The 18,893-nt window shown below is 72.1% G+C and carries 6 protein-coding genes; 4 read left to right on the top strand and 2 right to left on the bottom strand.

The window, feature by feature from the left end:
- The first annotated feature begins 36 nt into the window (after window positions 1–36).
- From G6038_RS11315 to G6038_RS11300, 4 genes are all read left to right on the top strand, one after another.
- Window positions 37–1,038 carry a daunorubicin resistance protein DrrA family ABC transporter ATP-binding protein gene (locus G6038_RS11315; protein WP_006947144.1) on the top strand — a complete coding sequence of 334 codons (1,002 nt, stop codon included), beginning with the start codon at window positions 37–39 and terminating at the stop codon, window positions 1,036–1,038.
- On the top strand, window positions 1,035–1,886 hold the full coding sequence (locus G6038_RS11310) for an ABC transporter permease (RefSeq protein ID WP_050035539.1): 852 nt from the start codon (window positions 1,035–1,037) through the stop codon (window positions 1,884–1,886). The genes G6038_RS11315 and G6038_RS11310 overlap by 4 nt, the downstream gene beginning before the upstream one ends.
- Window positions 1,887–1,893: 7 nt before the next feature.
- On the top strand, window positions 1,894–2,751 hold the full coding sequence (locus G6038_RS11305; protein WP_165037743.1) for an ABC transporter permease: 858 nt from the start codon (window positions 1,894–1,896) through the stop codon (window positions 2,749–2,751).
- Between the two features lie 119 nt (window positions 2,752–2,870).
- Window positions 2,871–3,845: an alpha/beta fold hydrolase gene (locus G6038_RS11300; RefSeq protein ID WP_165037742.1), complete on the top strand. Its 975-nt coding sequence runs from the start codon at window positions 2,871–2,873 to the stop codon at window positions 3,843–3,845.
- An 87-nt stretch (window positions 3,846–3,932) separates the two neighbouring features.
- Here G6038_RS11300 and G6038_RS11295 read toward each other — a convergent pair whose 3' ends face one another.
- Both G6038_RS11295 and G6038_RS11290 read right to left on the bottom strand, forming a co-directional pair.
- The gene (locus G6038_RS11295; protein ID WP_165037771.1) at window positions 3,933–4,961 is read right to left on the bottom strand and encodes an alpha/beta hydrolase family protein; all 1,029 of its coding nucleotides are present in this window, start codon (window positions 4,959–4,961) and stop codon (window positions 3,933–3,935) included.
- Window positions 4,962–5,103: 142 nt separating this feature from the next.
- Window positions 5,104–18,774 (bottom strand): non-ribosomal peptide synthetase, encoded by a 13,671-nt coding sequence (locus G6038_RS11290; RefSeq protein WP_165037741.1) that lies wholly within the window; start codon window positions 18,772–18,774, stop codon window positions 5,104–5,106.
- Window positions 18,775–18,893 lie beyond the last annotated feature (119 nt).

Below are 18,893 nucleotides of genomic sequence, written 5' to 3'. Positions count from 1 at the left end.
GCAAGCGGCCGACCGAGAGTTCCACGGCGGAGAGTGATGCTGAGATACCACGACGAAGCGGTCCTCGTCGACGACCTGCACAAGTCGTTCGGGGACGTCCATGCCCTCAAGGGCATCACCTTCTCCGCCCCACGAGGCTCGGTCCTCGGCATTCTCGGGCCCAACGGCGCCGGTAAGACGACGACGGTGAAGATCCTGTCCACGCTGCTGCGCCCCACCGGCGGGCGCGCGGTGATCGCCGGGCACGACGTGGTCGGCGACCCCGCCGCCGTGCGCCGCTCGATCATGATGACCGGGCAGTACGCCGCTCTCGACGAGACCCTGTCCGGCCGGGAGAACCTGATCCTGTTCGGCCGTCTGATGGGCCTCGACCGCGCGGCCGCGCGCCAGCGCGCCGACGAGCTGCTCCGCGAGTTCGATCTGGTCGACGCCGGTAAGCGGGCGGTGCGGCACTACTCCGGCGGCATGCGCCGGCGCGTCGACATCGCATGCGGGCTCGTCGTGCGCCCCGAGGTCGTCTTCCTCGACGAGCCGACCACCGGTCTCGATCCACGCAGCCGGCAGGGCGTCTGGTCGCTGGTGGGTGCGCTCAAGAAGCAGGGCATCACGGTACTGCTGACGACGCAGTACCTCGAGGAGGCCGACCTGCTCAGCGACAACATCATCGTCATCGACCGGGGCACCGTGGTGGCGGAGGGGACCGCCAACGAGCTGAAGGCCTCCACCGGAGGCAGCTACTGCGAGATCGTCCCGGTCGACCCGAACGCGCTGCCGTGGGTGGTGCACGCCCTCGGCAACCTCGTCCCACCCGACGTGCGCGCCGAACTGGCCACCGCGGGCAGCAACGACCGCGTCTCGATTCCGGCTCCGCACGGCCCGGCGACGCTCGCCGAGGCGCTGCGCAGGCTCGCCCCCACCCGGATCGAGCTGGCCGACATCGGCCTGCGCCGGCCCTCCCTCGACGATGTGTTCCTCAGCCTGACCGGGCACTCGGCCGGCGCCGACACGACGTCCGCGACGACGGGAGAGCCCGCATGACCGTCCACACGAAGAGCATCAGCGCCCAGCGGGTGCGGCACGACGCGAACATTTCGCTGCCGGAGAAGCGGGTGGGTTCGCACCGGCGGGCCGACCCGACGGTGCTCAACCAGTGGAGCGCGCTCACGATGCGCACGGTCCGCACCATGGCGCGGTACGGCGAACTCGTCGTCGCCGCGATCACCCCGGTGGTGTTCGGCCTGGGCTTCTACCTGCCGCTGAAGTTCGTGATGTCGCTGCAGGGCATCGACTACGCGCAGTACCTGATGCCGATCATCGTCCTGCAGGCGATGGCGTTCACGGCCATCTCCGCGGCGCAGCTGTCGTCGGGGGAGGCGATGACGGGACTGACGACGCGGTTGCAGACCATGCCCGTGTTCAGCGCGGTCCCGCTGATCTCGCGAATGTCGAGCGCGATGCTGCGGTCCGTCGTGTCCCTGGCGGGGGCACTCCTGTTCGGCTACGCCATCGGCTTCCGGTTCTCGGCGGGGTTCGCACAGGCGGTCCTGTTCTGCGTCACCGCACTGGCCATCAGCCTGGTCCTGTCGCTGGGCGCCGACGCGATCGGCACGCTGTCGAAGAGTCCCGAGGCCACTGCGCAGGCCCTGACGCTGCCGCAGCTGATCCTCGGCATGCTCTCGTGCGGCTTCGTCCCGGAGGAAGGCTTCCCCGAATGGATCCGGCCGTTCGTGCGCAACCAGCCGATCTCGCAGTTCTCGTTCGCCATGCAGGACATGGCCGAAGGCGGCGTCACATGGTCGGTCCTGTTCCCCACCGTGGCCTGGTGCGCGGGTCTCGCGCTGGTGTTCGCCCCGCTCGCCGTGTGGGCCAGCACGAGGCGGGGGTGAGCGGCCGATGAACGGACCTCCCGACATCCGTCCCGTCGACGCGAACGGCGCCGCTTTCACCTTCCCGCCGGCCGAGCACGCTCGTCCGGAGCGCTCGTGGGGCGCCCTGTGGGAGCACAGCCGCATCCAGTGCCAGCGGCTGCTGCTGCGCTGGGCGCGGGACCCCGCAACGATGATCCAGGCACTGGTCTACCCGGCGCTCACCCTGCTGATGTTCCGGGTCGTCCTGGGCAACACGGTCACCGCCGCCACCGGACAGCCCGCGATCTACGGCACGGTCCCCATGATCATCCTGGTCGGCGCCATGTTCGGGTCGGTGGTCAGCGCCGTCGGCCTGCGCACGGAGCGGCAGAGCGGCCTGCTCGGCCGCTTCTACACCCTGCCGATCCACCGGGCGGCCGGGCTGCTGGGCCGCATGTTCGCCGAGGCCGTCCGTGTGCTCGCCACGACCCTCATCATCCTGGCGGCCGGTGTCGGCCTGGGCTTCCGCTTCACCCAGGGTCTCGTCGCCGGACTCGCGATCCTGGTCATCCCCGTTCTCTTCGGCATCGGGTTCGCCCTGATGGTGACGGTCCTGGCCACCATGTCGAGCAAGCTGCCCCTCGTGGAGCTGGTGTCGATCGCATGCACCCTGCTGATGTTCTTCAACTCCGGGTTCGTGCCGGTGATGGCCTATCCGAGGTGGCTGCAGCCGGTCGTGGAGAACCAGCCCATGTCGTGCGCGATCGACACGATGAAGGCCCTGGCGATGGGCGGTCCGCTCGCGGAACCGCTGATCAAGACGCTGATGTGGTCGGCCCTCATGATCGCGGTCTTCACGGTGCCGGCGATCCGCGGCTACCGGCGCGCAGCCGAGGAGGGCTGACCTCGGCGACCCCGAACGGCCGTCCCCGGCTGTTATCCTGTCCGCCGACCCGCGGCCGCACAACGGCTGCTGCAGCCACGGCACTGTCACCGCAGTGCGGCCCCCTCGGAGGAATGCCGATGAAGTATGCCCGCCGGATCACCGTCGCGGTGATGGCCGCCGCCCTGACCGCCGCCGGGCCGGCGCTGCCCACGGCCGCCGCGGACACCACCGAGGCCGCCTCGTTGCCGGCGCTGCTCGAATCGATGGGGCCGAGCCCCGCGGGGGCGAACAGCCTCGACTGCGTGCCCTCCCCCGAACATCCCCGGCCGGTGGTTCTCGTGCACGGAACGAGAATGGACATGACCAGCTCGTGGGCCGTGGCGGCCCCACAGCTCGCCGACCTCGGCTACTGCGTCTACGCCCTGAACTACGGGGGCATCCGCTCGCTCGTCGACCCCGACCTCATGATCTGGGGCGTCGGGAGCATCGAGGAATCCGCGAAGCAGCTCGGCGAGTTCGTCGATGCGGTGCGCGCTCACACCGGGGCCGACCGGGTCGATCTCGTGGGCCACTCGCAGGGTGGACCGGTCTCCCGTCAGTACCTGCGGTTCGAGGGCGGCGCGGACCCGGCGGACCCAGCCCGCAACGAGGTCGAGAAGCTGGTGATGCTGGGGGCGACCAACCACGGCACCACCTTCAACGGGCTGCAGCAGCTGTATTCCCTGTTCGCCCGCCTGGGGCTGGGCAACCAGGAATGGGCCACCGAGCGCGTCGCGCACATGGTGTTCGGTATCGCCGGTCGTCAGCAGCTGATCGGCTCGCGCGTGCTGGCCCGGCTCAACTCCGGAACCGAGACCCTGCCGGGGATCGACTACACATCGATCGCCACCCGCCAGGACACGGTGGCCACACCGCCGGAGAATGCGTTCCTGCAACCGCGCGCGGACAGTGTGGTGCACAACGTGTGGGTCGAGGACGTGTGCCCGACCAGCCCGGCCGATCACCTCGCCCTCCTGGAACTTCCGGAGTCGCTGCACCTGGTGAAGTCGGCTCTCGATCCGCAGTACCCCGAGACCGTGCCCGCACCCTGCACGGCGCCGCCTGCCGGCTGACACCCGTGTAGATCCCGGGCATGCGAACGGCCCCTCCCGGCGGGAGGGGCCGTTCGCATGCTCACGGTGCGGCCCGAGGGCCGGGTGTCAGACCCCGAGGGCCCGCTGCAGCACCGGCCAGGAGTCCTTCAGGTCGTCCTGCCAGTAGCCCCACGAGTGGGTTCCGGTCTCGCGGAAGTTGTAGGTGGCGGGGATACCGAGCGTATCGAGCCGGTTCTTCAGGTTGTGGGTGCAGTAGTTGGTGGCTGCCTCGATGACGCCACCGACGACGATCTGGTTCGCCAGGACTCCGGCGTCCCCGTCGATCTCCGGTCCGGTCAGCGTGTCGTACGGACCGGGCAGACCGCTGCCGTTGGAGATGTACATCTCGAGCCCGCGCAACTTCTCGGCGTTGACGTAGGGATCCTTCTCCGCCCACGTCGGGTCGTTCGTCGGTCCCCACATGTTCTCGGTGTCGCCGCTGCCCCACGTCTCGACCGTGGTCTTGACGAACTGCTGGCCGATCGGGTCGGACGTCTGCGCGCAGCCGCTGTAGGCGGCGACACCCCGGTACAGTCCCGGCGCGGCGAGAGGCAGCTGGAACACCGAGGTGCCCGAGGTGGAGATGCCCGCGATCGCGTTGACGCCGGTGGTGCCGAGCGCACCGTCGACCAGCGGCGGGATCTCCTTGGTCAGGAAGGTCTCCCACTTGTTCACGCCGAGCTTGGGATCGGGGTTCTTCCAGTCGGTGTAGTAGCTGAACATGCCGCCGACGGGCGAAACAACGTTGACGTGCTTGTCCTTGAAGAACTCGATCGCATCGGTGCGACCCCGCCAGGTGGCCATGTCCTCGCCGCCGCCGGCACCGTTGAGCAGGTACAGCGTCGGCGCGGGCTTGCTGGTGTCGGCCGGACGCCACACGTCCAGCAGGATCTCCTCGTCCATGGACGCCGAGTAGACCCAGACGAGCAGCTGCTGCTCTCCGTAGTTCTCGATCTTGGTGATGTACGACCCGTTCTCGGACGTGACGGCCGTGATGGGCTGCAGGGTGTCGGCCACCGGGTCGGCCGAGGCGAACGAGGCGCCCGTGAACAGCGGCAGCGCGAGTACCGCCGCCGAGATCGCGGCTGTTCCCAGCCTCCGAGCGCGGCTCCGCGACTCGACAACACTCATTCCGTCAACCTCCTCAGGCCCGGCGGGCGGGCGTCCCCAAGCCCCGGCGAACCGGGGTGCGCCCTGCGGCGCAGCATGTACTGAATCGACAGCACGCGCGTGAACGTTACCTTGCGTACCGGCCGTCAGAAACCTCACTGTTCACATCCGTCACATCGATCGCGTCACGATCCAACGCCGGCACGATCTCGTCGAGGGCGGGGGGATCCATCATCGCGCCGTGCGCGCCGGGCACGAACCGGTTCCGGACCCGGCCGGACACGTACGGCGCCCACAGACCCGCCGCGTCCGCCTCCGTCGGATGCTCGTCCCGCGCACTGAAGAAGTCGACGTCGCCGGCGAACAGACCCGGTTCGTGCCGGTTGATCAGCTCCGGGGAGAGCACCGCCGCGGCGAAGATGCGCTGCACCTTCGGCGCGTCGAGTTCGATCAGTTCCCGGGGCACCGCGGCGGCCACGGCGTTCGCCGCCTCCGCCGGCAAACCGTCGCGCAGCGCGTCCGGATCCGCGTCCACTCCGAGACTGCGGAGATTCTCGGCGAACTCGGCGCCGAAGCGGTCCGTGTCGATCCGCGGGATGCAGTCGAGCATCGCGAGGTGCTCGACCCGGGCGCCGCGGGCCTGCAACTCCACCGCCACCGCGTGGGCGAGCACGCCACCGAGCGACCAGCCGGCCAACCGGTACGGACCCTCGGGACGGACCCGCACGATCTCGTCGGCGTATCGCTGCGCGAGTGCCTCGATCGACGCCGGGACGAATCCCGGGTCCGCGAGCGCCGGCGTCTGCAGCCCGAAGACCGGGCGGCCGGGGGCGAGCCGCGCGGCCAGGGGCGCATAGGGCCAGGCCAGGCCGATCATCGGATGGATGCAGAACAGCGGGGTCACGTCGGGCTCGCCGGCGCGCAACGGCAGGACCACGGCGAGCGCCGCGTCCCCGCCGGCGTCGTCGTCGCCCTCGATCCGTGCGGCGAACGACTCCACCGTCGGCGCCGCGAGCAACCACGGGACCCGTACCTCCACCCCGAGCGCGTCCCGCAGGCGCGCGACGACCTGCGTCGCCACCAGGGAGTTGCCACCGAGTTCGAAGAAGTCGTCGTCGAGCCCGACCCGGTCGAGGCCGAGCACCTCGGCGAACATGTCCGCGACGACCCGCTGCGCATCGGTCTCCGGCGCCCGGTACGGCCGCGTGGCCGTGTCCGGTTCCGGCAGGGCATCACGGTCGAGCTTGCCCACCGGCGTGAGCGGCACCTCGTCGAGGGCAACGATCGCCGACGGCACCATGTGCCCCGGCAGCGCCCTCGCCGCCGAGGCCAGCAACGTGGCGGTGTCGACGGTCGCCGACGGCCGCGAGGTCACGTACGAGACCAACCGCACGACGCCCGCCTCAGAGGTCCGTCCGACGGTGACGGCGAAGTCGACCGACGGATCGCGGCGGAGCACGGCGTCGATCTCCCCGAGTTCGATCCGGAAGCCGCGGACCTTGACCTGGAAGTCCGACCGGCCCACGTACTCGATCTCGCCCGCCTCGGTCCATCGCACGACGTCGCCGGTGCGGTAGAGGCGGCTGCCGGTGCCGTACGGATCGGCGACGAACCGGGACGCGGTCAGCGCCGGCCGGGCGTGGTAGCCCCGCGCCAGCTGGACGCCGGACAGATACAGCTCGCCCGCCACCCCGACCGGCACGGGCCGGAGCCGGTCGTCGAGGACGAGCGAGCGCGTGCCCCGGAGCGGCCCGCCGATGGTGAGCGGCCCGCCGGGCGTCAGCGGCTCGCTGATGTTGGTCATGACGGTGGTCTCGGTGGGCCCGTACCCGTTGTGGAACGCCCGGCCCGGTGCCCATCGCGCGACGAGTTCCGGTGGGCAGGCCTCGCCACCGACCACGACGGTCCGCAGGTCGTCGAGCCCCGCGGGATCGACCGACGCCAGCGCCGCGGGCGTCACGAACGCGTGGGTGACGCGTTCGTTCCGCAGCAGTTCCGCCAGGTCCGCACCGCCGTAGACGGTGGGCGGTGCGATCACCAGCGTGGCACCGGGCTCGACCGCGAGCAGCAGTTCGAGCACCGAGGCGTCGAAGCTCGGCGACGCGAAGTGCAGCGCCCGGGTGTCCGGTCCGAGGCCGTAACGATCGCGCTGTTCGGCGGCGAAGTTGGCCAGGCCGGTGTGGGTGACGATCACACCCTTCGGTAGCCCGGTGGAGCCGGAGGTGTAGATGACGTAGGCGGGGTTGTCCACATGCAGCGGACGCGCCCGGTCGCGGTCCGTCACCGGCGCGGGCGACAGCGCGGCGAGTTCGGACTCGACCTCTTCGTCGTCGAGCACCACCCACGGGATCGTGTCGGGCAGGCCGGTGCGTTCGGCGGCGACGGTCAGTCCTGCCTGTGCCCCCGAGTCGGTGACCATGTGCACGACCCGGTCGACCGGGTAGCCGGGATCGACCGGCACGTACGCCGCGCCGGTCTTCGCGACCGCCCACACCGAGAGCACGGACTCGAAGGACCGGGTCAGCCCCACGGCCACGACGTCCTCGGGCCCGAGGCCGCGGGCGATGAGAAGACGCGCGAGCCGCGACGAGCGGGCGTCGAGGTCGGCGTACGACAGCTCGCGCCCCCGGTACGACAGCGCGGTCGACTGCGGATCGCGGGCGGCGGCCGCGGCCAGCAGGTCGGCCAGCGGCACGGCCGGTTCCGCCGGACGTCCGGTCCGTCGGACGAGATCGTCGCGCTCGACCTCGCCCAGAATCTCGAGCTGCCCGGTCGTGCCGGCCGTCCCGGCGACGACGCCGCGGAGCACCCGGAGGTAGCGCTGCGCGAGGTTCTGCACGGCAGAGGCCGTGAAGGCGTCCCGGCGGTACTTGAACCCGAAGTCCAGCGACTCCTCGGCCGTGGCCACCACCGTGAGCGGATAGTGGGTCGCGTCCCGGGTGTTCACGCCGGCGACGGTCATGCCGTCGATCGAGCTGGCCTGCTCGAGGCCGCTCCGGTCGATCGGATAGGACTCGTACACGAGCAAGGTGTCGAACAACGCGCCGGTCCCCGCGAGCTGCTGGATCTCCGCCAGCCCGACGTGGTGGTGGTCGAGCAGGTCGGCCTGCTCGACCTGCAGGGCACGCAGCGTCGCGTCGACCGCCATGTCCGGGTCGAGACGGACGCGCACCGGAATCGTGTTGATGAACAACCCGACCATCGACTCGACACCCTCGAGCCCCGCGGGCCGGCCGGAGACGGTGGTTCCGAACACCACGTCGTCGCGGCCGGTGGAGCGGGCCAGCAGCACGGCCCAGGCCGCTTGGAGAACGGTGTTGACGGTGACGCCGAGCCGGCTCGCGTACTCGGTCAGCGCGGCGGTGGTGCCGGCGTCGATCGCGACGCGGTGCTCCGCGCCGCCCACGGCTCCCGCCTCACCGTCACCGAGCACCTCGGCGAGCATGGCCGGCTCCCCGAGGCCGGCCAGCGCGTCCGCCCAGGCCCGGCGGGACCGGTCGTGGTCGCGCGCGGCCAACCATTCCAGGTAGGTGCGATACGCGGGCACCCGCGGCAGGATCGTCGCATCGGCGGCGGTCGCGTAGAGGGTGAGCAGGTCCTTCAGGAGCAGCGGCATCGACCATCCGTCGAGCAGGATGTGGTGGCTGCTGACGGCCAGCGTCCACGCGTCCGGGGCGGTGCGCACGGCGAGGAAACGGATCAGCGGCGGGGCGGCCATGTCGAACGGGACGTCCTGGTCCGCCCGCACCATCGTCTCCAGGTCGGAGCCGTCCGCGCCGACGGCGTCGACCTCGCGCCACGGCAGGGAGACGTCGTCGAGCACCAGCTGTACCGGTTCGCCGGACTCGTCGGCGACGAACGCCGTGCGCAGATTGGGATGCCGCTCGAGCAGTGCCTCCGCCGCCCGGCGCAGCCGGGCCACGTCGACCCGGCCCGCGAGATGGAGCAGCACCTGGGTGGTGTAGACGTCGGGCCGGCCGTCGGCGAGCATCGCGTGGAAGAGCAGACCGGACTGCAGCGGGGCGAGCGGCCACACGTCGACCAGGGCGGGGTACCGCGCCTCCCACGTGTCGAGGTCGCTCTGGCCGACGTGCACGAGGGGGACGTCGGACGGCGTCAGGCCGCCCGCGTCGGGCCGGGCGGCGTGGGCGGCGAGCGCCTCCAGGGCGCGCACCCACAGCTGCGCGAGTCCCTCGACATCGTCGCGGTCGAGCAGACCGCTCGCGTAACCGAAGTTCGCGCCGAGCCGGCCGCCGATCACGACGGCGTTGATGTCGACCGCGGCCATCGCGGGCGCGTCGGCGTCGTCGCGACCCGACAGGTCGCCGAGGTCCCCGGCGGGCAGCCAGCCGAGACCGGCCGCACCGTCGGGGATCTCGCCCGCGTCGATCCGGCCGAGGTAGTTGAAGCTGATCTGACCGGACGGTAGCGCCCGCAGCACGGGGCCGGCGTCCGGATCGAGATAACGCAGCAGCCCGTAGCCGATGCCCTTGTCCGGAACGGCGCGCAGGTCTTCCTTGACGGCCTTGATCGCGGCGCCCGCGGCGCGGCCCCCGGCGAACGCGTCGTCGAGATCCACCCCGGACAGGTCGAGCCGGACCGGGTAGATGGTGGTGAACCAGCCGACGGTGCGACCGAGGTCCGCGCCGGGGACGACCTCCTCCTCGCGGCCGTGCCCCTCGAGCCGGACCAGCGCCGACGGCTCGGCGACGCCCCGGTCGCGGCGCCAGCGGGCGACGGCGAGCGCCAGCGCGGCGAGCAGTGCGTCGTTGACGCCCCCGTGGAACCGTGCGGGCAACGTCGTCAGCAACGCCTCGGTCGTCGCGGGATCGACCTGGATCCGCACCTTGTCCACCGTGGAGGCGAGGTCGACGGTGGGATCGAACGGGCGCGCGCCGAGCATCGGATCGGGCCCCTCGACGATCGAGCGCCACAGCCCGAGTTCGGCCGAACGGGCCGGGACCGCGATGTCGGCGAGGGCGTGCGCCCAGCGCCGGAACGACGTGCCGACCGGCTGGAGCTCGGGCCGCCCACCGTTCGACAGCTGCGCCCACGCCGTGACGAGATCCGGGACCAGGATGCGCCAGGAGACGCCGTCGACGACGAGGTGGTGCGCGACGACGACGAGCCGTCCGGTGCGCGCGGCGCCCGGGTCGAGCCACACGAACTGCAGCACGACGCCCTCGGCCGGTCGCAGGCGCGACTCGGCCTCGTCGAGTGCCCGCGCGGCGAGGTCGGCGAGCGCGTGCTCGTCCGTCCCGGCCGCGACCTCGACGCGGGTGACGAGCGCGTCGACGTCGACGCTGCCCGGCGGCGTGGTCGACAGCTCCCAGTCACCGGAGTCGGTGCGGCGCAATCGGGCCCGGAGCATGTCGTGGCGGTCGACGACGGCCGTGAGGGTTCCCACGACGCCGTCGCGGTCGATGCCGGCCGGCAGTTCCAGCGCGAGCGTCTGGGTGTAACGATCGAATCGGCCGCCGCGTTCGACCATGAACCGGACGATCGGCGTCAACGGCATGTCGCCGACGCCACCGCCGGGAAGCTCGGCCAGCGCGGGTGCCGCCGCCTCCGCACCGACGCGCGCGACCTCGGCGAGCCCGGCCACGGTCTTGCGTTCGAACACGTCGCGGGGGGTGAAGACCACACCGCGGGCCTTCGCCCGCGACACCAGCTGGATCGAGACGATGCTGTCGCCGCCGAGCGCGAAGAACGAGTCGTCGGCGCCGATCCGATCCGCTCCCAGGACCTCCGCGAAGACCGTCGCGATCGCGACCTCGGTGGGGGTGCCGGGCGCACGGAACTTCTTGTCGCCCTTGAATACCGGGGCGGGAAGAGCCTTGCGGTCGAGCTTGCCGTTCGCGGTCAGCGGCAGCGTCTCGAGCACCACGATCGCGTCGGGAACCATGTATCCGGTGAGGAACCGCGCCACCGAGTCCAGGACCGTCGCGGGCTCGAGGTCGTGGCCCGCGCGCGGCACCACGTAGCCGACGAGACGGTCGCCGGTGCGTTCGTCGGTGCGCACGACCGCAACGGCCTGCGCCACACCGTCGACTCCGGTGAGAGCGGCCTCGATCTCGCCGAGTTCGATGCGGAAGCCACGCAACTGGACCTGGGAGTCGCTGCGCCCGGCGTACTCGAGCTGTCCTCGTGGGTTCCAGCGGGCGATGTCGCCGGTCCGGTACATGCGGGTTCCGGGCGCGCCGAACGGATCGGCGACGAACCGGCCGGAGGTGAGGTCGGCGCGTCCCAGGTAGCCGCGGGTGAGCTGCGCTCCGCACACGTACATCTCCCCCGGCACGCCGACCGGAACGGGCTGCAGGCGCGCGTCGAGGACGTAGATGCCCAGCCCGGGGATGCCGCGGCCGATCACGCTCGCGGCGAGTCCCGCGTCGGCCGCGGCGAGCGGCAGGTGCGAGACGTGCACGGTGGTCTCGGTGATGCCGTACATGTTGACCAGACGCGGCGCGTCCTCGGCGTGCCGGTCGTACCAGCCGGCGAGCCGCCGCAGATCGAGCGCCTCACCACCGAAGACCACGTACCGCAGCGCCGTGAGGCCCGTCTCGCCGCCGTCGTGTTCCGCGGCCGTGCGGTCCGCCTCGGCGAGCTGGTAGAACGCCGACGGGGTCTGGTTGAGCACCGTCACCCGTTCCCTGGCCAGCAGGGCGAGGAAGTCCTCGGGCGAGCGCGAGGTGTAGTGGTCGACGACGACGAGCCGGCCGCCGTAGAGCAGCGGTCCCCACAGTTCCCACACGGAGAAGTCGAACGCGTAGGAGTGGAACATCGTCCACACGTCCCGCTCGTCGAACTCGAATGCGGGCCACGTGTTCTCGAACAGTTCGAGGACCGCCCGGTGCGGAACCTGCACGCCCTTGGGACGGCCGGTGGAGCCGGACGTGTAGATGACGTACGCGAGGTTGTCGGTGCGCAGCGGGGCCCGTCGTTCGTCGTCGCCGACCGGCCCGTCGGGGACCGCGGACAGATCGAGTGCCGGCACGTCGATCACCTCGACGGCGGTGTCCGGCAGCGCCTCCCGATCGGTGCCGGAGACGAGCACGCAGACGGGAGCGGCGTCCGCGAGCATGAATTCGAGGCGGTCCGCCGGATACGTCAGGTCCAGCGGCAGGTAGGCACCACCGGCCTGGAGCACGGCGAGCAGTCCGACGACGAGTTCCTCGGAGCGCGGCAGGGCCACGGCCACGAGGGTGTCCGGCCGCACACCGCGGTCGATCAGGAGGCGGGCGAGGCGGTTCACGCGCGACGCCAGTTCCCCGTAGGTCAGGCTGCGGTCGCCGGCGGTGACGGCGACCGCGTCGGGGGTCCGGCCGGCCTGCGCCTGGAATCGGTCGACGAGCGTCACGCCGGCGGCACGGGTGCCCGGCGCGTTCCACGCCTCGAGCACGACGGCCCGCTCCTCGTCCGGCAGCAGCGGGATGTCCCCGACCACCGTGGCCGGATCGGCGGCCACCGCCGCGAGCACCCGGGTGAACCGCTGGGCGAAGGCCTCCACGGTGCCGGCGTCGAACAGGTCGGTCGCATAGGTCAGCGCCACGGACAGCCCGCCCGGCGCACCGTCCTCGGCGACCGCGTCCGAGACGGTCACCTGCAGATCGAACTTCGCCTGGTCGAAGGCGAAGTCGACCGGTTCGACGGCCAGGCCCGGCAGTTCGAGGCGGGTGCGCGCCAGGTTCTGGAAGCTCAGCGCGATCTGGAACAGGGGGTGCCGCGCCTGGGACCGTTCCGGATCGAGGACCTCGACGATGCGCTCGAACGGCACGTCGGCATGCCCGAACGCCTCGAGGTCGGTCTCGCGGACGCGAGCGAGGAGGGCGGCGAACGTGTCGCCGGGCCCGACCGGGGTGCGCAGCACCAGGGTGTTGACGAACATGCCGATGACGTCGTCGAGTTCGGCCTCGCCACGCCCGGCGACGGGCGTACCGATCACGATGTCCTCGGTGCCGGACAGCCGCGCCAGCACGGTGGCCAGGGCCGCGTGGACGACCATGAACAGCGTGACGCCGTGCTCCCGGGCGAGGGCCGTCAGCGCCGCGTGCGTGCCGGCGTCCACGGAGAAGCCGGCGACGGCGCCGCGGTTCGACGCGACGGGCGGACGGGGCCGGTCCGCCGGCAGGTCGAGCTGGTCGGGGATCCCGGACAGCGTTCTGCGCCAGTAGCCGAGTTGCTGCGCGAGCACCGACCGGGGATCGTCCTCGGCGCCGAGAACCTCCCGCTGCCACAGCGCGTAGTCCGCGTACTGGATCGCCGGCGGCGCCCAGTCGGGTTCCCGTCCGGCGGCCCGTGCGGCGTAGGCGACCATCACGTCGCGCGTGAGCGGCCCCATCGAGAATCCGTCGCCGCTGATGTGGTGCAGCACGACGACGAGCACGTGCTCCCGTTCGGACAGCCGGAACAGTCTCAGCCGCAGCGGGACTCCGGTCGTCACGTCGAATCCGGCACCGATCTCGGCGGCAACCGCGGCAGCGAGGCCGGCCTCGCTCACGGGCGTCGGTTCCAGCCCGGCGGCCGGATCCGCGGTGGGCAGGACGACCTGGCGCGCCACCCCGTCGACCTCCGGGTAGACCGTGCGCAGCGACTCGTGCCGGAACACCACGTCGTCGATCGCCGCCCGCAGCGCCCCGACGTCGAGGTCCCCGCGGAGCCGGATGGCCAGCGGCAGGTTGTTCACCGCGGAGTCGGGGTCGAACCGGTTGAGGAACCACATGCGTTGCTGGGCGAGGGACAGCGAGACGACCTCCGGCCGCGGCCGGGGGCGCAGGGCGACACGTCCGGTCCGGCCGACCTCGGATTCGAGCCGGGCCGCGAGAGCCTCCACCTCGGGGGTCTCGAACAGCACGCGGACGGCCACCCTGGTGTCGAGCGCTGCGCCGAGCCGCGCCGCGACCTGGGTCGCGACGAGCGAGTTTCCGCCGAGGGCGAAGAAGTCGTCGTCGAGCCCGACGCGGGTGAGGCCGAGCACGTCGGCGAAGATGCCCGCGACGATCTCCTCGACGGGCGTGCGCGGCCCGCGGAACCCGCGGGTTTCGAACACCGGCTCCGGCAACGCCTTGCGGTCCAGCTTGCCGCTCGCGTTGAGGGGGAAGGCGTCGAGCGCGACGAGCGCCGACGGCACCATGTACGCGGGCAGGGTCTCCTTGACGGCGGCGAGCAGCTGCGCGCTCTCGACCGCCGTGCCGGGGGTGGGGACGACGTATCCGACGAGCTGCTCGCCGGTGACCGTGGGCACGACGAGCGCCACGGCCTGACCGACCGTGGGCTGGGCGAGCAGAGCCGTCTCGATCTCGCCGAGCTCGATGCGCTGACCGCGGAACTTCACCTGGAAGTCGGTGCGGCCGATGTAGTCGAGGACGTGCTCTCCACCGGCGGTGCGGCGCCACCGGACGAGGTCACCGGTGCGGTACATGCGGGCGCCGGGGGCGCCGGCCGGGTCGGCGACGAAGCGATCCGCGGTGAGGTCCGGGCGGCCCACGTAGCCACGCGCGAGTTGCCCTCCGGCGAGGTACAACTCGCCGGGCACGCCGACCGGGACGGGGTGCAGCCGACCGTCGAGGACGTACACGCGCACGTTCCACTCCGGCACGCCGATGGGCACGCTCTGCCGCTCGTCGCCGACGGGCCAGTAGGTCACCGAGACCGCCGCCTCGGTCGGGCCGTACAGGTTGTGCACCGCGGCAGCGCAGACGCGGCGGAACGCGTCGACGGTCTCGGGCGGCAGGGCTTCGCCGATCACGAACACGTGCCGCAGCGTCGAGCAGGTGCCGGCCGGCGCGTGGGCGGCGAACACGGTGAGCATCGAGGGCACGAAGTCGGTCAGCGTCACGCCGTGCCGGGCGATCGCCTCGGCGACGTACACGGGGTCGCGGTGACCGTCGTGGGTGGCGACGACGAGGGTGGCGCCGGCGCGCAAGGGCAGGAACCAGCCCCACAGCGACACGTCGAAAGTGGTGGCGGTCTTCTGCAGATAGACGTCGGCGCCGGTGATCTCGTACTCGTGGGCCATCCACTCGAGCTGGTTGACGATGGCCTCGTGCGAGACGCACACGCCCTTGGGGCGGCCCGTGGAGCCGGACGTGAAGATCACGTAGGCAGGGGTGTCCGGGCGGATCGGACCGGCCAGTTCGTCGTCCCGGATCGGATCGGGCGCGTAGCGCCGCAGGTCGAACTCGTCGACCAGGACGGGGGCGACCGTGCCGGGCAGGTCCGCCGCGTCCGCGCGGGTGCTCAGGACACACACCGGCTGTGCGGTGGTCAGGATGTGCCCGATGCGCTCGGCCGGATGGTCGGGGTCGAGCGGGACGTAGGCGCCGCCGGCCGCGACGACCGCGTACAGCGCGACCGGGAGCTCGATCGAACGCCGGATCGCGAGGGCCACAAGGGTTTCGGGTCCGACCCCGAGACCGACGAGGTGGCGGGCGAGCCGGTTGACGCGGGCGTCGAACTCGGCGTAGGTGAGCGACTCGGCACCGAAGACGACGGCCACCGCGTCCGGGTGGCGGGCGACGGCGTCCCGGTACGCGGCGAGGAGCCCGGCCGCCCGGACCGGATGCACCGCACGGTCGTTGCCGGCGGCGAGGGCGCGGCGCTCGGCGGTGTCGAGGAGGTCGACGTCGCCCACCACGCGGCCGGCGTCGGCGGTGAGCGCCGCGAGCACACGCATCAGACGGCCGGCGAAATCCCGCACCGTGGACTCGTCGAAAAGGTCCGTGGCGTAGGTGAACTGCGCCGACATTCCGGCCGGCTTCCCGGCCTCCTCCCGCGGCGAGACGGTCAGCTGCAGATCGAACTTGGCGATGGCTCCGTCGAGGTCGACGGGCTCGATCTCGACGTCCGGCAGGGTCACCTCGGCACGGTCGAGGTTCTGGAAGAACAGCGCCACCTGGAACAGCGGGTGGTGTCCGGTCGATCGCACCGGATCGAGCACCTCCACGAGCCGCTCGAACGGCAGCTCCGCGTTGTCGAACGCGGCGAGATCGGTGTCCTTGACCCGGCCGAGCAGTTCGGCGAACGTGGCGTCCGGCTCGATGCGGGTGCGCAGCACGAGGGTGTTGACGAACATGCCGACGAGGTCGTCGAGCGCACGCTCGCCGCGGCCGGCGACGGGCGTGCCGATCGCGATGTCCGCGGTGCCCGACAGGCGCGACAGCAGCACCGCCAGCGCGGCGTGGACGACCATGAACGCGGACGTGCCGGTCGCCTGGGCGGTGGCCTCGACCGCCTCGTGCAGGGCGGCATCGACCTCGAAGTCGACGGTGGCGCCGCGGCCCGACGCCTCCACCGGGCGGGGCCGGTCGGTCGGCAGGTCGAGCCGATCCGGGAGGTCGGCGAGCGCGTCGCGCCAGAACTCGATCTCCCGCGCGGCCGGCGACGCGGGGTCGGACTCGTCACCGAGCACCGTGCGCTGCCAGAGGGTGTAGTCGGCGTACTGCACCGCGAGCGGTTCCCACGCGGGGGCCGCGCCGCCGGTGCGGGCGACGTACGCGGTGACCAGGTCCCGCACGAAGGGGGCGATGGACGCGCCGTCGGCGGCGATGTGGTGGACGACCACGACGAGGACGTGCTCGTCGTCGGCCGACCGCAGCAGTGCGACCCGCAGCGGCACCTCGGCGGTCACGTCGAAGCCGGCCGTCGCGAGCCGGGCGACCGCTCCGGGGATCTCGTCGGGCGGCGTCGGCACCGGGTCGAGGGAGTGCGCCGCCTGCTCCGGCGGGAGGACCAGCTGGGACCCGACGCCGTCGCGGTCGGGATAGACGGTGCGCAGCACCTCGTGCCGGGTCACGACGTCGGCGAGGGCCCGGCGCAGGGCATCGACGTCGAGCCCGCCGCGGACGCGCAGTGCGACGGGGATGTTGTTCGCGGCCGACGCCGGATCGAACCGGTTGAGGAACCACATCCGCTGCTGCGCGAGGGACAGCGGGATCGGATCGGGGCGCGGCCCGGCGACGAGCGGTTGCTGCGCTCCTTCACCGACGGCGGGTTCGACGAGTGCGGCGAGACCTTCGACGGTGGACGCCTCGAACAGCAGCCGCGCGGGGACCCGGGTGGCGAGCCGTTCCCCGAGGCGGGCGGCCGCGCGGGTGGCGACGAGCGAGTTGCCGCCGAGCTCGAAGAAGTCGTCGTCGAGGCCGGCCCGCTCGGTGCCGAGCAGCTCCGTGAACACCTCCGCCACCGCCTGTTCCGTGAGGGAGCGGGGCGCGCGGTACTCGTGGGTGGGCAGCTCCGGTTCGGGCAGGGCCGCCCGGTCGAGCTTGCCGACCGGCGTCAGCGGGATCCGGTCGAGCGGCACGATCACGGTCGGCACCATGTGCGCCGGCAGCCGACGGGCGACGAACTCGGTCAGCGCGTCGGGGTCGACGACCGCACCCGGCACGGGGTGGACGTACGACACCAGCCGGGCCTCCCCCGACGGGGTCGGCCGTCCCACCGTGACGGCGAAGTCGGCATCGGGGTGCGCGGCCAGCGCGGCGTCGATCTCGCCGAGTTCGATGCGGAATCCGCGGATCTTGACCTGGAAGTCGTTGCGCCCCGCGTAGATCAGGCCGGTCTCGCCCGATCGGACGAGGTCACCGGTCCGGTACAGGCGGGTACCGCCGGGCCCGGCGACGAACCGCTCGGCCGTCAGCGCGGCGCGGCGGTGGTAGCCGCGGGCGAGGCCGGGTCCTTCGAGATACAGCTCCCCCACGACACCGGCCGGGACGGGATTGAGGCGCTCGTCCAGCACGTGCGCGGTCATCCCGCGGACGGCCCGGCCGATGGTGACCTGCTCGCCGGGCTGCAGCGCGTGCGAGATGTTGGTCATGATCGTGGTCTCGGTGGGGCCGTAGCCGTTGAAGAAGCGGCGACCGGGCGCCCATCGCGCGACCAGGTCCGGTGGGCACGCCTCGCCACCCACGATCACCACGCCGAGGGTGTCCAGCCCGGCGGGGTCGACGGACGCCAGGGCCGCGGGCGTGACGAAGGCGTGGGTGACCCGCCGGCTGCGCAGCAGTTCGGCGAGGTCCGCGCCGCCGTACACGGACGGTGGGGCGATCACCATGGTGGCGCCCGCGCCGACGGCGAGCAGCAGCTCGAGGACGGAGGCGTCGAAGCTGGGCGAGGCGAAGTGCAGGGTCCGCGAGCCGGGGGTCAGCGTGTACCGCTCGACCTGCTCGGCGCAGAAGCCCTCGAGACCGGTGTGGGTGACGACCACGCCCTTGGGCCGGCCCGTGGAACCGGAGGTGTAGATCACGTAGGCCGGATGCTCCGCCCGCAGCGTCCGGACCCGGTCGTCGAGCGCGACGGGCGCTGCGGACTGCTCGGCGAGGGCGGTGCGGGTCTCGGCGGAATCGAGGGCGATCCAGGGCACGGAGCCGGGCAGGCCGGGCACCGAGGCTGCGAGGGTCAGGCCGGCCCGGGCCCCCGAGTCGTCGATCATGTGCCGGACGCGGTCGTCCGGATAGTTCGGGTCGACGGGCACGAAGGCGGCGCCGGTCTTGGCGACGGCCCACACCGACAGCACCGACTCGATCGAGCGGGGTACGGCGACCGCCACCACATCCTCCGGGCCGATCCCCCGCCGGATGAGCAGCCGCGCCAGCCGGGAAGAGGCAGAGTCGAGCTCGCCGTAGCTCAGGGTGCGGTCCTCGAACACCACGGCGGGTGCGCCGGGGTCCCGTTCGACCGCGGCGGCCAGGAGCTGGGGCAGGAGGGCGACGCGGGGTCCGCGCCGGCGTGTGGGCCGCTGCCGGACCGGCCGGCGGCTGCGTGATTCGTCCGGTCGTCGGTCCCCCGAACCGTCGACACTCATCCCCGCGTGCTCCGTCGCCGGTCGTCCTGCGCGTGCACTCCAGGCATCATCCACCTCGCGTATCCCTCATCGTCCCAGCCGCTGCCCTCTGCACACGACAGTGCAGGGTGGCACGCGCC

Origin of the sequence: Rhodococcus sp. 14C212, from assembly GCF_011058195.1 — a bacterium.
Lineage (GTDB): Bacteria > Actinomycetota > Actinomycetes > Mycobacteriales > Mycobacteriaceae > Rhodococcus > Rhodococcus aetherivorans.
This window is presented reverse-complemented; position numbering and strand designations above follow the sequence as displayed.

Bases quoted from the DNA above. Each gene is read 5' to 3' on its own strand.
- G6038_RS11315 (WP_006947144.1), top strand. From the start codon at position 37: ATGCTGAGATACCACGACGAAGCGGTCCTCGTCGACGACCTGCACAAG.
- G6038_RS11310 (WP_050035539.1), top strand. From the start codon at position 1,035: ATGACCGTCCACACGAAGAGCATCAGCGCCCAGCGGGTGCGGCACGAC.
- G6038_RS11300 (WP_165037742.1), top strand. From the start codon at position 2,871: ATGAAGTATGCCCGCCGGATCACCGTCGCGGTGATGGCCGCCGCCCTG.
- G6038_RS11305 (WP_165037743.1), top strand. From the start codon at position 1,894: ATGAACGGACCTCCCGACATCCGTCCCGTCGACGCGAACGGCGCCGCT.
- G6038_RS11290 (WP_165037741.1), bottom strand. From the start codon at position 18,774: ATGAGTGTCGACGGTTCGGGGGACCGACGACCGGACGAATCACGCAGC.